The 15,811-nt window shown below is 51.5% G+C and carries 9 protein-coding genes; 6 read left to right on the top strand and 3 right to left on the bottom strand.

Annotation, left to right across the window (positions count from 1 at the left end):
• The first annotated feature begins 1 nt into the window (after position 1).
• From CSQ93_RS29805 to CSQ93_RS22880, 4 genes are read left to right on the top strand one after another with little or no spacing between them, the layout of a single operon-like run.
• A complete protein-coding gene (locus CSQ93_RS29805; protein ID WP_442778347.1) occupies positions 2-787 on the top strand; it encodes a TRAFAC clade GTPase domain-containing protein in 786 nt (261 codons plus the stop codon).
• Positions 780-1,622: a hypothetical protein gene (locus CSQ93_RS29030; RefSeq protein WP_158301327.1), complete on the top strand. Its 843-nt coding sequence runs from the start codon at positions 780-782 to the stop codon at positions 1,620-1,622. Before CSQ93_RS29805 ends, CSQ93_RS29030 begins: the two co-directional genes overlap by 8 nt.
• A complete protein-coding gene (locus CSQ93_RS22885; RefSeq protein ID WP_233516307.1) occupies positions 1,622-4,093 on the top strand; it encodes a GAP1-N1 domain-containing protein in 2,472 nt (823 codons plus the stop codon). The genes CSQ93_RS29030 and CSQ93_RS22885 overlap by 1 nt, the downstream gene beginning before the upstream one ends.
• A 4-nt stretch (positions 4,094-4,097) precedes the next feature.
• A complete protein-coding gene (locus CSQ93_RS22880; RefSeq protein WP_099380023.1) occupies positions 4,098-5,186 on the top strand; it encodes a caspase family protein in 1,089 nt (362 codons plus the stop codon).
• Positions 5,187-5,375: 189 nt separating this feature from the next.
• On the opposite strand, the gene CSQ93_RS22875 is transcribed toward CSQ93_RS22880, so the two are convergent.
• The gene (locus CSQ93_RS22875) at positions 5,376-5,825 is read right to left on the bottom strand and encodes a hypothetical protein (protein ID WP_099380022.1); all 450 of its coding nucleotides are present in this window, start codon (positions 5,823-5,825) and stop codon (positions 5,376-5,378) included.
• 523 nt (positions 5,826-6,348) lie between these two features.
• On the opposite strand from CSQ93_RS22875, the gene CSQ93_RS29025 reads away from it, so the two are divergent.
• Positions 6,349-7,110 carry a hypothetical protein gene (locus CSQ93_RS29025; RefSeq protein WP_158301326.1) on the top strand — a complete coding sequence of 254 codons (762 nt, stop codon included), beginning with the start codon at positions 6,349-6,351 and terminating at the stop codon, positions 7,108-7,110.
• Positions 7,111-7,460: 350 nt separating this feature from the next.
• Here CSQ93_RS29025 and CSQ93_RS22870 read toward each other — a convergent pair whose 3' ends face one another.
• Together CSQ93_RS22870 and CSQ93_RS22860 are read right to left on the bottom strand one after the other, a co-directional pair.
• Positions 7,461-8,285, bottom strand: a complete 825-nt coding sequence (locus CSQ93_RS22870; RefSeq protein ID WP_099380021.1) for an OST-HTH/LOTUS domain-containing protein — start codon at positions 8,283-8,285, stop codon at positions 7,461-7,463.
• A gap of 682 nt (positions 8,286-8,967) precedes the next feature.
• Positions 8,968-14,751 (bottom strand): NACHT domain-containing protein, encoded by a 5,784-nt coding sequence (locus CSQ93_RS22860; RefSeq protein ID WP_099380019.1) that lies wholly within the window; start codon positions 14,749-14,751, stop codon positions 8,968-8,970.
• 496 nt (positions 14,752-15,247) lie between these two features.
• Between CSQ93_RS22860 and CSQ93_RS22855 the strand changes: the two genes are divergently transcribed.
• On the top strand, positions 15,248-15,652 hold the full coding sequence (locus CSQ93_RS22855; RefSeq protein WP_099380018.1) for a hypothetical protein: 405 nt from the start codon (positions 15,248-15,250) through the stop codon (positions 15,650-15,652).
• The last annotated feature ends 159 nt before the right edge of the window (positions 15,653-15,811 follow it).

Here is a 15,811-nt window from a genome sequence, read left to right as displayed (position 1 = left end):
TATGGACACCGCGTTCTTGGCAGGTAGAGCCAGAACGCGGCTTGTAGGTATATTTGGTGCCTCTGATAGCGGTAAAACTTCCCTGCTAGGAGCTTGGTATCTGCTAGTCGGGCGTGGCATCTGCCCTGATGGCATCTCGTTCGCCGGCTCACTAACCTTGGAGGGTTGGGAGAATATTGCAGGGAGCCTTCGTTGGAACTCAGCGCACGGCCCTGCATTTCCACCGCATACATCGAGTGGAGCGGGCCGGCATCCAGGTCTCCTACATCTGGACTTGAACATTCATGGCGTCCGACGCGATATCCTCTTTGCTGACACGCCTGGCGAATGGTTCAGCCGTTGGGCAGTGCGACGCGATGCGGATGATGCAACTGGCGCACTTTGGCTTTCCAACGCGTCAGATATCCTTATTGTTGTGGCGGATTCCCAGGCGCTTGCCGGGCCCAAATTAGGCGTGGCAAGGTCTAACTTGGTTTCGCTACTTCGGCGTGTAGCTGCTGAGCGTCGCGGCCGACCTGTCGCTTTAGTATGGACAAAGGCAGACGTCGACGTCGAACCAGAAATGCAGCAGGCAGTGACTCAAGCGGCGGACTTGGTCCTCGGTAGGTATCAGACGTTCAGGGTAAGCATGCATTCCGCCCCTGGACAGGCCCCCTACAACAACGGGCAGGGATTGGTTGAACTTTTCGAATGGGTGCTGACAGTCCCGGAGGCGCCGTTCCGAAGCGCGTCCGGCGCACAGCCCGAACGGGACATGTTACGTCAACTGGGAGGAGTGTATGCCTGATAACCCTCTTAACATTGCTGTTTTTGGCGAATCCAATGTTGGCAAGAGCCACTACGGTGCACAACTTATAGGTCGTTTGAACGCCGAAACAGGGATGTTACGGATGCGCGGTGCAGCGCTTGATTTGGCAGCGTTTGATGACGTTGTTCAGTCACTCAGCGGAGGAGTTCCGGGAGCGCACACAGCGGCAGGAAGCTACACTGAAACCATTCTGCCTGTAGTAACCGAGGCCCATGTGGCGATTGATTTGAGCTGGCCAGATTATGCAGGCGAGCAGGTAAGCTCACTCTTGGACGAAAGGCTTGTTCCAGCCTCATGGCATCAGCGCGTCGAGGCTGCAGATGGATGGGTATTGCTGGTTCGACCCAAGAGTGCGCCGTTGGTAGATGACATATTCTCGAGACCGCTCGGAGACCTGAAATCTTCTCGTCCAGAAGGATTTTCGATTGAATGCTCTTCGCAAGCACGTCTTGTCGAACTGCTGCAAATGCTGCTTTACACACGCCGTTCACGGACAGGCAAAGTGAAACCAGCACTTGCGGTGCTTCTGACGTGCTGGGATGAGCTAAAACTCCCAGAAGGAACAAAGCCTGCAGAAGTGCTACGCGAAAAACTACCGCTCTTTGCAAGTTTTTTGGGAAATAATTGGGACGAAAGCGACATTCTAATCTTCGGTCTCTCCGCAACGGGAGTCTCCCTTACGAAGGAATCTCCAAACAAAGACTTCATCTTCAAAGGCGCAGAACATATGGGGTGGGCGATTTGTGATGATGGAACACAAACGACAGACCTCACTATGCCTATTGCCGAACTTGCAAAAACTGTGCACGACTAATGCGTATTCATAAAGCGTGGTATGGCCCCAAAGGCGGACACTCACTCCTGTCCTCAACGGAACCTAGTCTGCAAACCGTCTTTCGACAAGCAGCTTGGCTCACAGACCTCCCTGGCACTGTTCCGAGAGATTTGCAATGGCAGCCTTACTTTCGCACAGCCATCAATGAGGGTTACTTCGTCCTTATTCATACCAGGAGCAGCCGCGACACGACAAGAGCCGGGATGGTCGATTCGGTCGCTGCATTTATCCCTTTAAGCGAGCTGCCGCTTGTGCCTGACTTTGCCGCGTTGGCTAACAATCTGCGTGAATCGCAGGATTCTGTCGAGCGTACGCCCTTTGAGGCAACTGCCGAAGCTTCCGAGCCGCCAGTGAACATAAAGAAACCGCTGTTGCTAGAATTGGCAGCTGCTCTAATCTCCAGTAGGCCACGGCCAGCCATCCATGTCGGGCAGTCGGGGTTCGACGACATCATGCTCAGCTTGCTACAGGTTGTTCCTCGTCCGCTGCGACGCGAAATCCTTTTCAGTTTGAGCTTCACCATGGAAGACTCGGTAGCCTGTGTCGCAGTCGCCATTCCAACCGAGTTGGCCTCACGATATCCCCAAAAGCAGTTGCTTTCAGCTTCAGACAACCCTCTAAGCACCGGAGTTGCTGCGCTTTTAAATATGTCCGAAGGCCGACCATTGTTGGACTTCGGTGAAGCGGCTGCCTTCGATTTGCGGTCTGCATCCTCCCTTATCTTGCTGGAGCAAACCTTTCGCCTCTGGGAAAATCCGACTGGAGTCAGTGATGCGATAGGCCTGGTCCGCTTATTAGCAGCCAAGTCAGGCGATTCCCAACAAGCGAGCGAAGTGCGCCAGTCTGCTTTAGACAGGCTCATTAAGACGTCTTTCAAATGGCAGCCGACCGACATCCTCTCAATGCGTAACTTACAGTTAGAGCGCTTTGACGCAAATAGACTGAGCAATACCGTGAAAGATTGGATTCGCAAACGCGTTGACGAAGTGAGTGTGACTGAGGATGATTGCCAGCTTTTTGACCAGACAGTCCGCGGAGCAGCGCAACAAGTTTGGTGGAATACCGACGTACTTGCCGGCTATACCGACACGATTAAACCCGATAGCTTAGGCATCGGCTGTCTGGCATGGGAGACTATCGACAAGCATCCAGAGAGCCTTTTACCAGTACTAAATCTCTTTGATGCCAAAGGTCATCTCGATGGATTGACGAATACTGTTTTCTTAGGACTATCCACCGCCACAATCGACGCGGTCGCTGAAGAGAGCGCGAAGCGCGGAGCGTGGCAGCTATGCGGAATTGCGTTAGCCACCCGCTACGGCGCTTCTCGGGCTCTGCTCGATGTATTGAAATATTGCCCACCCAAGACAGCTCGGCATACCGCTGTAGAGTCCGCCCTTTCAAGGGCTGCGCCCAGTGAGCTCATAGAAATTGCAGTCCGCGAGGATATTGAAGAGGTTACGGTTCTCGCAGCGGATGTCGTCAAAAATGAACCAAGACTTCTGCGTAACTTCATTTGGAGTTCGTCAGTGTGGTTTGACATCTTGGACAAAGTAATTGTGAGTGGCTCGAAAGTAGGGAACGAGATAGAAAACAGAATTCAAGGGCTTCAAACCATTATCCAGCGTGGCGAACGGTCGGAACGAATCTGGGGGCCACTAGCTAGAGCTGAACTCGCGGACCTACTGCTTGTTCCAAACAGAGAGCATGCCTGGACGCTCATACCCGACTCGCTGGTTGCAAAAGTCGTCGGGCAAACCGCCAAGGCTTGGCTTGCAGCCGTATTGGACAGCCAAGTCAGCGCAGCGGCCATCGAGGAGCCACTACGCAGCGAAGTCAGGTCCGCTCTTAAGGCAGGGCCTTTCATGGCGTCTCTTGCGAAAAATGCGCATTTGAATTTCATTAAAATCATCGATACGCTTTACCCAGTAAATGACGACGAATGCGCCAATCTTCTAGATTCACTAGCGCATACACCCGCTTATCGATTTCCACCAGCTCCTGCTGCTGCCATAGGAAAGCTGATTCAGTCCCGGAAATGGACGTCGGCGGCATCGCGGGCGGCTAGCCATAGCTCCTTCCGCGACGACTTCTTAGTAATCGCTAAAGAGTGCGTGGGTGTCATGGGTGTCTGGGATAGTTGGGCGGTGAGTTTTCGAACCGGCAGGCCGGGTCAAATTTCCACAGACGATGCCTGGAAAATGTTTGAAGAGTCTTTGTCAGAGCTTTACCCACATGGCCCCACCGACCAAGAATTTTGGAGTCGCAGCGGAGGCAAAGATAATCAGCTAATCGCAGAAGGTAATGGACTCGCACAGTGGCATCGCTGCATTAAGCAAGTGCGTGCAGGTCTCGGTCCGTCAGCATCTGACCTCCTGCGCATCGCCCTGCGGGACTTCACCGGAAACCTTGTTCTGAAGATGCTACGAGATAGTCGCGTGCTAGAATAAAATCATGAACAAAACATTTCAAAATGGTAGAGCCCTCGTTATCGGGGTTGGTAAATACGACTTTCTTTCTCCGCTCGGTTCCGCCCCTGTATCTGACGCAGACGATGTCGCGAAATTACTGAATAGTCCTGGGCACTGCGGCTATCCGGTCGCTAACGTGCTAGTTCTTCGCAACGCTGAAGCAACTCGTACGGCCATCCTAGATGGACTAAAACAACTGGCGGCAAATTCACAGGTTGGTGACACAGTTGTCGTCTACTTCTCCGGTCACGGCGCGCAATGGACGACTGGCGCAGACCCAGGAACGTATTTATGCCCTCCTGAGTTCGACATTTTTCGGCCACGCGAGACGGGCATAGAAGCTGAGGAGCTTTCCGAGCTGCTGAACCAAATTCCTGCAGAGCGCCTTTTGGTACTGGTTGACGCCTGCCACTCGGGAGCCGCAGCGCGACTCAAGGGTGACGCCGAAAACATCACTAAGTGGGCCTTCGGCGGACCAAGGTTGGACGCTCTGGCGCAAGGGAAAGGCAGAGTCATCATCTCAGCTAGCGCATCTGAGGAAAGCTCTGTTATCCTTCAAAATCATCGCAACAGCCTTTTTACGGAAGTCCTTCTCAAAGGTCTTCAAGGAGCCGTGGATGACCGTTCTGATGGGCTAATTCGAGTCTTAGACCTATTTCACTATTTGTCAGAAACTGTTCCGGCTGCTTACCCTAAGCAGAACCCTATATTGACGACGCGAACGCACGATAATTTTCCTGTCTCGCTGCGCAAAGGTGGTCTGCTGAAGTCTGCGGAAAACCCATTACCAGAACCTTCGCCTGCCATCTCGACAAATCCACGTGAACTCGAAGACTTGTTAGCTTCACTGTATCCGCAGGGACCTTTGGACCAGGAAATCTGGTCTCGGGCAGGTGGTAACGTTGCTACCTTAAAACTTGGTAGTAATGGCCGCGCGGCCTGGCATTCTGCTCTGCGCCTATTGAACCAAGGTGGTGGTGGGGCCGACATCTCCATTCGGAGTCTCGTTACCGAAGCATTATCTGATTTCGGCTCTAACCAAGACCTTAGGCGCCTCCTCAATAATCTTTAGTCGCAACCACGTCAGCTATGGCTTGGTGGCAGGAACATCCTTCAGGTTTTCTAGTCCGAATCGCGATAGTGTTTGATGGAACTCTTGAGGGCGCATAATAGCCGGCGAATGGGAGCTGATAGCAAATTGGGATTGCGACGAAAAGCCGGGACGAGCCGGTCGTAGGGAGGGGTTTTGATGGCGCGGAGGTTAGTTGAGGTAGCCTGCGGCAATCGAATCGTGGGCAACCCACTCGCCGGGGGAAACTTGGACAGCAATCCAGCCCTGGTCGTACCAATCCGGTACCAAGTTTCCATCACGAATTGCGTTTACAAGCTCTCGCAGAGTGCACCAACTTGCGTCTCCAGTGCTCGTCCAGCTGCATTCCGGCTCACCGTCTCCGAAGTCACGGACATTGACTCCGATAGCGCCCTCGGAACCGCCGTTCCAAGCGAGCCCCTTCGATGCGACGTACTCCATTGCTTCTTCAATTGTTGCAGCATCCGTGTCAGCTGCTGCCATCTTGAGTAGTTCAGCAAGCAGTTCTACCGGGCCCTCGGCGCTGCAGGTTTCCGGAGTGCTAAGCAACTCTTGCAATTCAGCGACAGAGATAGGTTCGATGTTGCAGGTAATGGCGAGGATGGCGGCTGTGGTGGTCATGGTGATTCTCCGGTGAAATTCAGGGTTTCGCGATTGCTCCCCTGTTGTTTCGTATATCAATCATGTTTATATAAACTGGTCGTGAAACTAAACGCATTGCACTGCGGCAAGTTACAAGGCGCCGTCCCGCATCGGGTTACTAAGCGCTGGAAGCAAAAACGCCGCAAAATTCGGAGCGTTTAAGAATCAATTAAGTTCGTGGCCTAGTGCCAGCCATTTTGCGCGTAGATGACTTAAGCCTTTTCCGCACGATTGACCACCAGCTCCCGTGACAAATCACGGTCCGCTAGCGCCCAGGCCGCTACAGCCACCGCTCGAGTCAGCAGCGTCGGACTGCGATGCAGCTTCATCGAAACAGTTGCGATGCGTGCGACTGCACGAGAGAATTAACGCCCACACGCAACATTAAAACAGTCCTTGACGGTTAAGTTTCCGCATGGAACTATATCTATACGGCAATTAATCGACCGGATGTTGACTCTGGCGGCTCTCCCAAGACGTCTTAACACCAAAGGAAGTAAAGATGACACGCGCGCTACAGATATTGACGGGACGCCGATTTACTGTTGAAGAATACGTTGATGAATTCGGTACGAAGAAAGATGGTAATGGTAGCTTGCGTGTCAGGCCAACGGTCGTTTGCGTAGCATGCCGCCAACCAATGCACACCGTTTCCGAAAACATTCCGTCCACCGCCCGCACTTGGGGGCACAATCCTGACCCCAACGCCTGGTGCCCGCTCAAACAGAGTGCCGGCGAACGCTACGAAATTCTTCCACCGATAGACCCAAACCCGGAAGCAGGCGCCGCGATACGCAGTTCATTTTTCGAAAATTGGGAGTACCATTGGGCGCATACAGCAGAAATCGTTCCAATGGTCAGCATATTCTTGTTCATCAACTTCATCAAAGAAGCGGACCGGAAAAAACTATGGGAGAACCGCGGGATGCAAGAATGGTTTTTACCCTATATCTTTTTATCTATGTATGAGATAGAGCCACCACATAGCGCTACCGGAAGGAAAACGCGGCCTCACTGGGTACGCTGCAGGTTCGACGCGCGCGTGCGGACATTCGGAGACCTATGGATACGGCCACAAGGAGACTGGGGATTTATTCGAAGCGAGTACCGCGTTCCACCTCGTGGGGGCGTACCTGGTCCAACTCACCTAATCGATACCGACTCGGTAACACCAGACCCGGACTTCCTCGCGCGTGTTAGGCCATACGCTAACACCTTCGAGCGTGACAAGATGAAGAGCAACTTCCCGGTCGAGATAGCCTGAAAAGTTAGTTAGAGCGAGAACTTAAAGACGTCACCGCCAAGGAAAATGTACGAGCGGCTATTACGGCGAACGGTGTCTGCGGCATATTCGTACAACGCGTTCTTGCTCACCAATTGGCGATGTAGCCAGATGCAGCAGCGAAGCGGTGGCGGGTTCGCCGCTCCGCCAATGCATCCAACAAGGAATTTTTTGCAGCGCCGCTATGTTTCGTACGGTACGAAGCATTATATGGTTTGTACGATACTTCTCGGTTTACGGCATAAACGATATAATTATTTATATCGTTTATATCATTAATAAGCAATCCGAACAATCGGTCAGTACCATGGGCGCGGATGAACCTATGGCGGTCAACTCTCGTCTCTGAGTGGAGCCGCTCGAATGCGATACCAAGTTTCGCCTCTATTGCCAACTGAACCTCCAATGCTCCGGAGTTCGAACAACCCTGACTTCCTCAAGAGTTGGCGCCATGTCTTGCATCCATATCTGCTCGGTACCTGGTCTCGATTTTCCTTCGAGATAAACTCTATCGCGGTGTCAAGGGAGGTCCAACCGCCTACCTGGCAAGCCGTCTCTGCCTTGTGCAAACATTCGACTATCGTGCTCCTCGCCCAGCACACTGAACCGTCAGGATTGATGCCGTGTACGAACATATCCTCGAACGACTTTGACTGCAAGAATGAAGACGCCAGCGCTTGGGTCTCGGCTAAGCTCCTGGCCCATTCCTTCAGGCGTTCAAAATGCACATCAATTTGCTCGTAGCAGGCATCGAGGTGGGTGGCAGCTGCGCAGCAGCCGTTTTCATCAAAGATGTCAAAACGTTCGAGGAAATGATGGATGAGGTCATTGCGCAACGCAACCAGTTCAGCCAGATTATCCTTGGTTTGCGCGTAGCGCTCAGGCGACATCGAGATATTAAAGCGCATGCTGGCCCAAGCGACATCAACAAATTGGCCGCCGGAGCAGGCGTCATCATCCCGTCCAGCCTCGACTTCAGATAATGCCGCAGTTAAGTGCTCACCGGTGAACATGCCGACGAGCGTGCCCAAAGTCTTGGTGCGCATACTAGCGCGTTTCTGGTCCTGCGCTGCTTGTAATTGCTTTACCGGGCCTTCTACAGCCATGCCCGCAACCATAGCCTTGAACGAGCGCTCGTATTGCTGCAGCCGTAGCATGCAGCGTCCTAGCTTACGCTGGACTTCATGCTGTAGGAGTTCTATTGACTTCATCCGAAAGTGATGGCCACTCACCACAGCCGCAGAACCAACTTTCCAGCGACTGCTAATATAGGCAGCGTGCCGACAGAAAAAGTGTTGGCGGAGTTGTGGCCGACTTTTGGCATTGCTTTACCCCCATCTACGAGCCAAGTGTTCGCAGAGCTTGCCCCAACCTTTGGCTTGAGCTCTGTTCCGTTCCAGACCCACGTGTTAGCTGATGTTGCGCTAACCTTAGGCTTTATCTCCTTGCCGTCAAACAACCAAGTATTAGCAGAAGTAGCTCCAACCTTGGGCTTCAACTCACGCCCGTTGCACACCCAGTCGCTGGGTAGATTTATTGAACCTGCCATATTTCCTCCTTGAATGGTCGTCCTAACAACGCAAGCACCAGCGTGACCTGAGCGCTCTTGTGCGTCTATTTGTACTTCCTGAGAATCCGCTTCCTCATCAACCTCAACGCCGCCCTGATACTCTCGCGTAGTTGAATATGTCGTTTCTCCACGCTCTGAAAAAGTCGTTCCCAAGAATTATTGAAGGGCGTTCGCCCTCCGCTAAACGCTCCCGGGCTTCAATGTACGTCAGCGTAGTGTCTACCAAGAGAAAATTTCATCGCCCCGAAAAAATAATACTCTCAGCATACCTAGACCAACTTCAAAAAATACTCATCTCGTGAACTCTCTTCGAATTCGCTATGGCTGTAGTCTCTTCGATATCTAGTGAGGGTACAGTGGTGGCCAAGCAGTTCTCCATGACGAACCAGTGAATGCAAAGCATCGCGTTGAAGCGTCAGCACTGTGCCGCAGCCAGGCCCCTTCAGGCTCCAGTAGGCAGGGGACCACTCAGTATTCCAGTACGAAACGTCCCCGAGGTGACCATCAGCGGAGACTATCGAAAGCCCACCATCTTCGGGGATAACAAAAAACTCTTCTTCCTCATCATAGGAAACAGGTAAATAGACACCTCGCTGAAAAACCTCGCGATGTAGGTACGCGTATGGGATTACCATGAAAGAGGCCGCAAGTCTTCTCGTACGAGCTTCTGATACAACCTTAGGACGACGGTCGCAACGATAAAAACCTTCATCGGTGAGGAGATTCGCCACAAGCAATTGGCTGAACTCACTATCGGATGGTAGGTGATTAAGTACCTCATCAAAATCTATTTCGGGTTGGTAAGCGCAGAGGGTAATCTCGATTAAAACAAACTCGTTCTCCGATACATGAATTGGCACGTTTAGCGCTCCAAGCACCAGTTGGGCAGTACCGGCCAGAGCAACGATTTCTTCGAAAATTTTCCTAGGAACGAGCGATTCATTTTGAGAAAACATCCCTAGGACATCTGACCAAAAATCAGGCTTGCTTGGCTTTATTCCCATGAATAAGGGAGCAAGCGGAATCGCACATCGACTCCAATCGAGTGATTTCTCGTCAGGAAATCCGCCTACTTGGCAGGCGACAGAGAGCGCGCGCAAATATGCGGTTCTAGCAACCTGAGTTGCGCTTGTTAGCATCGAGCCACTCATCTGCCCTTGTTCTGCTCCGATATAGAACTGAACACTAGTGTCATAGTAAACTACCTCTGCGAGGCGCATAGCTTCAAAATTCGCCTGATGTATTACAGGGAATGGAATCGCATTTTGAAGGCGCTTTAAGTCAGCAAAAATTGCCCCAGGAAGACCATCTACCTTAAAGAAATCACGACTAACGCGAAACCCCAGAGGCGCAACGAGAGCTGAGCAGCGCGCGTAGCGGAATTCCAGCATGTCGCAGTACTCTTCACTCAAGGTTGCTCCAACGTCGCCAACATCAAATTCTCGTGAGAATTTGAAGCCTTCGACTCGAGCCGAGCAGAACAATCCTAGAAACTCGATAAGCTCTGTGTCGAGCTTAATAGTTTTCATATGGGCGTGCAGTTCTGCCTCTACGACAATTCGTGTCTTATCGGACACGAGAAGCCCAATAAGTTCCTGTATGGCCCAAAGTCGAGTCGTTCCAACGCATGATTTTAAGCGCGCGACGAGAAGCTGCAATGGAAGCTCCGCATCTGACGCGGGCAAAGCAAGGGACCACTTTGGTCGAGGCAAAGTAAACATCTTCGTCTCGTCACCCAAGCTTGCTACCATGCGCGCCAAATACGACTTTGCCAAATCAATTTTCTTCGCGTGTACCAAGAAATAAATCAAATGAGCACCAGGAATCGTATAGCTTGGAACTACAACTTCCCTGAACATTTTTTCATGCCTAGTACAGCTATCAGCAACGAATTCTAGAGCCCGGTCCGGATACGTCTCGGCCACTTTCTTCAATCGCATTCTGGACACTTCAGGTGACTCGGTCATCGCCCAGTTTGACCACCCTCCATTTTCCACATGAGCCAAAACCGCGATACGGAATGCCTTATCGGGTCCGAACAAATTCCACGTACTGTCGAACAACTGGTCAAGCACATACCGCACATCCGCATCGTAGTCATCTTGATTGACATATTTATGGAGGGAATTCACCAGATTGATATGGTCCGCCTTCATCCAGTACTGATACCAGGACTTCAGGCTTTCGCGTTCAAAGTAATGCCCCGACTCACGCATATCATTCAAGAGCTTCGAAAATTCCAGCGGAGGATATTGCTTAAAGTCCCCATCAAATTTTTTACTCTCAGAAGACGTGTAGTTATCTGCCTTTTCGATGGTCACGTCGATACCAAGAAAATCTAGCGACGCTCGATAAATAGGATGAGGTACCTGTCCATCCTTTTGCGCCCACCAAGACCTTGGCATCTCATTTTCAGTCAAACCAGTACGTGCCAGCGCCGCAGTAAACGGAGACTCGCTGTCGATATTTTTCAAGCCCTCGCGAATCGTTTCTTGCGCTTCGTACCAATCCCCTCGCTCCAGATGGTACCTATATTTTTCCGCCAACAACGGTGGACTAGCTTCACGCAACGCTTCAGCAACGTATCGATGAACATTATTAGTCTCATCGCCATCGGTGAAGGTCGTGACTTTTTCGGTCACCCCCGACACTGACAAGAGCTGCTCAGCCGCGAACCCCTTATCTGCAAACGCCATGTACTCAATGGCCTTCAGCAGCTCCAATATCGAGGGGTCTTTATGTTTCCCGTATCCAAGCACAAGCTCCCAAATTCTGTGACAAAGTTTCCGAACGTCGTCCCGACTACGCTGAATAAAACACAGCTGCGCAAGCTCCATTAGGCCCTCAATCATTTCCCCAATTTCCTGACTAGCTGATTGGACATTCGCAAGCTGGGAACTAACTACGTCACCCAATAACTCTGGCTCAAGCAACCGGATGTGCACGTCCGCCGCGTCTGCCATGAGACGGTCAACAGAAAAGTGTTGGCTCTCTTTCGCGCGTGAAATCGAACGCAGAGAAATCAGTCCGGTGACACCTCGTGCCATACAAAATACCTGAAGCTTCATTGCGATTTCATGGAGTGCTCGCTTAACTCGCTGATAGCGCTCCATGCTCTTATAGTCTCGTCCCAAAAAGATGGGGACATGCTTGGTCCACTCGAAGATAAACTCATAATCTAAGCGTCCCCCAGACTTCAAGATAGCCGCTGCGGCCTGAGCTGCCCGCTCTATCATCGACTGAAATCTCAGCATCTCATGGTCGCCGTGCGAACCTGATGGAGACAAAACGCTGACTGTCACCGTCGGAAGTAGGTGAAGAGCGAGCGAGGTGAAGAATGAGTAAATGAGCAGGCCACCAAACCCATCCTCGAACTGCACGTTATCTTTCCAATCTGTGGGTGCGTTTGGAAGCGCATCTCGGTTAAAGATTCGGTTGCATCCCCTCTCTTCCAGTGCTAGATGAAGAACTGCTATCTCGCTAGCCCAAAACAGACGGCTCTCGGGCCACGCCGAAAGGTTTGCTGAAGTCTCAACTGCGACTTCCAATATCGACCTTTCGATAAGTTCAGCAGCCTCTCGCGTTGATGCGTGGCCGTGAAGGGTGAACAGTGCGCTTAAGTCCAAGGCCTGAACGAGTCCTCTCAATACTGCCGATAGGAGTTCGCTAGACTCATTATCCAGAACCTCAGGCTCAGTGAAATATTCAATCCTGAGAGCGCCGGACGCGGCTAAACGCTCAATAAGAAACTGGAAGTCTTGGTCGGCCTGTGAACTGTGTTGCCCGTTCTTGAACCGATACTCGGATTGAAATCTATTGATGGCACGCCTTGCCATTTTGCTCGCACGCGGGTCTTGGTTAAAACTCAACGCAAGACTTAGGCTACCCTGGTGCATCGGTGAAATCAGGGCCGCATTTGCGATTATCTCATTGTGAAGACTCTCGTCAACAGAGACTGCCCAGCACATTGCACGGAGCAGCTGCATATCATTTATTTGAAATTGAGGGCCTTGATTTACCCGATGCTTGATGGACCTTAGCCGGTAAGCTTCCGCAAGCTCGCCATCGTCGAACATGTACTGCTCGGCCTCTCGAAGCAGACGCTCGATGGTGGCCGCTGGGTAACCTTCAACAAGGCGTTCCAAGACCCACTCGCGACTTAACGTCTGCGCTAGCTGGGCATGGTCCCCTCGCTTGGCTCGCAGCGAGTAGAGCCAACTGTTGCGAATGACTGCTGGCGCCGAAGACGCAAGCCATTCCTCAACTTTAGGCAAAAGCCTCGCAATTCGTTCATTGTGCTCCGTCTTGCCTGTAACAAAAACTGCCAAGCTCTCATGAAACGGTCGATAGCCCACCGCACACTCGAACAAGAGGTGCGTGATGCCATCGGTGCTTACCACTGCATGGTTGTTTGAAATCACCACGAATGCGTCTACTGGCCAATAGAAGGGCAGCTCACAAATCAAATGTAGGGAATCCTGCTGAGGCCTGCTGAGCTTCAACCAAAGTTCTTCATAGTACTTCCGAATGTCATTGTCAGGACAAGCTGGCAAATTTGGAATGAGATACTCACGAGGCGGATTGCTCCTCCGAAGCAAATCCTCAACCGAAAAAATGAGGTGAAGCGGGTGACCTCCTGTACGCATGTGTAATGCGACACTACAAGCGCGCAACTCCTCAGACTGTCTGATGTTTTTACTGCGCATCCACCTGCGAGACCGAACCAGTGAAACCACATATGCCAGGATAGACTCGACAGACATCAGAGGCAATTCGCTCCACTTGTCCCTCGACCACGATGCCAACAACCTCGATGGCAACTGCTCGTCAACAACAGGTTGCGTGCCAATAATCAAATGAGTGTTAGCGGGAACCGGAATTAGCTGTTCGAAGAGCTCGTTTAATGGTCGCACGTCTTTCTGGCGTCGCCATACATGGTCGAGACCATCGATAATGATGACCAAGGGGACACCGAGTTTTCGAAACTCCTCAGCGCACTCGTTGATTTCACGCCGCAACTCCTCATGACGGGTACTTGCATGGCCTGAATCGCGAAGGTGAGCTATCTGTGCGAGCAGCGAATTAGCAACCGCGTACAACCGCATCCGGTCAGTTGACCTATCTGTCGTCGACAAAAAATAATGATGCCGTATTACGGGGATAGCCTTCTCATCCAATGTGTGCGTCAGGTAGCTGAGGTAGGTGCTCTTGCCACGACCTGGTGCGCCCCAAAGCACATGAAGGTTTTCGTCACTATCGGACTTGGAGAGCTTGTCGAGCAGGTCGCTATGGAACGTGGCATCCGGAGGTCGGTATCCGGTCGGGACCTCAAACTCCTGCGAAATTGGCTCCGGACGAAGAGTGGACAATACTGACCGCACTACATCTAGCGTAATGTCCCCATTAGGAGCAGGTAAATTTTCATGCGTAGCCCATAAGGAGGACTCGTGAAATAGCCTATGAAAAGAGCCTTCGTCATACCCCTGCCGAATTAGCTCGCCCCTCAATATTCCAGGTAGTGCCAAGTAGTCTATGTTGCTGTGCTCAATCTCAAGAGCGTCGAAAATCCGGCGCGCTGCGGACTCATCACCGAGTTGAGACACGACCTCTCGCTGGCGTTCCGCTGACAGCGCATCGAAATCAACTTTTGCGCCTTCAAGGCATCTCCCGAACTCTTCGTCCGGCTCCCGGTTGGTGATTAGCCGAACTCGGCCAACGTTCGTCGGGTCTACGGAGTTCAGAGCGTCGGCCCACTTCATCATCAACGACCTAGGTATCTTTGTCGATGGCAGGACAAGAAGCCAGTCCCACGATAATTTGTGGTCGTCGCTATTTACTGTGAATTTCACCTGAGCGTAATCTAGCTTCCCATCACTGCGCCAAGCCACAATGTCGTCCAGACCCTGCGGCGCCGAATCTTTGTCATTACACTCGAACCGCATCCTCAAAAATCGAGAAGGGTTCGCAAGCCAGTCGACTAACCAATAGATGCCTTGGTACGTCTGATAGTTGTAGCCAGTGTAAGGAATTGCGGAGGTCTTGACTTTATTCATCTGCGAAGGTCGGTGCCCTGAGCGGATACTCGACGGGCAGCTAAAGGTAATTGTCGACGATACTCTTTGGATGAAAAAATTACAACCTATCAACTATGCTTCCTGAGCAAACAAACAGTGTTGACATCAAACTTGCCGTATGGCATCATAAATTCCTCAGTGCAGTTCTGAGAATGTAGTTAGCAGTAAAGCAGTACCGGCAGCGTTGGTAGTGCTAGTAGGTTTAGTGGCATTAGTAGTATTGCGTCACAAAATTCACCTTCCGGAGAGTCCTTTCTCTCCGCGACATTCGAGCCTTTTTTAGAGAGAGCCTACGGCTCCGCTTGGCTTAAAAATCAATCCAATTATTGCTTCTTTAACAATTTAAGACGTAACGCAAACCGCTAGCCGAATCGGCGCGCGTTACACCTCTACGCTTTGCGTTCGCCTCCCACTTGGCCAACGCCTGCGGCACCCCATTACCAAAAAATTTAAGAACAAACAAAGGAACAACAATATGAACCCAAATCAAATCAAACTGGGCATGTCCCGAAACTCTAAGAACGCTTTGGTCGCGAACGTGTACGTCAATGAAAAAGAAGTATTTGCTACCTCGAAGGGCCACCAACTGGGCTGCGCCCTGCATGCGATGGGCATCGATGGACTTGAGCCATCGAATGAACAAGAAACCTTCTTAGGTCACAAGTTCGGCAATAGCATCAAAGAACGAGCCTTCGTCGGCAGCCTTCTTGGTGGGCTTATGCTGGCAAAGCTTTCTGGCGGAGAAAATGACCCGCAATATCACTTAATCAGCAGCCTGCTTCCACCGCATCTGGTAACCGAACCCAAAAACACAGCTCCCGAATGCCCAGAGGAGTCCATCGAATACTTTAAGAAATTCATCTACTACCCTTTCGTCTGAGTGATACATCACGCAAACAACGGCCGCAGACAGCGGCTAATGAGATGGTCACCCTCCACCCTATAAGTTACTAAACTTATAGGGTGTTTTCATTTCTGAAGGAGGCCATCATGGAAAACGTTACGCTCATCGGCATCGATCTCGGCAAACACAGCTTTC

Origin of the sequence: Janthinobacterium sp. BJB426 (genome assembly GCF_002735705.1) — a bacterium.
Classification (GTDB): domain Bacteria; phylum Pseudomonadota; class Gammaproteobacteria; order Burkholderiales; family Burkholderiaceae_D; genus Janthinobacterium.
Note: the sequence above shows the minus strand (reverse complement) of the source record. Positions and strands in the feature narration are given on the sequence as shown.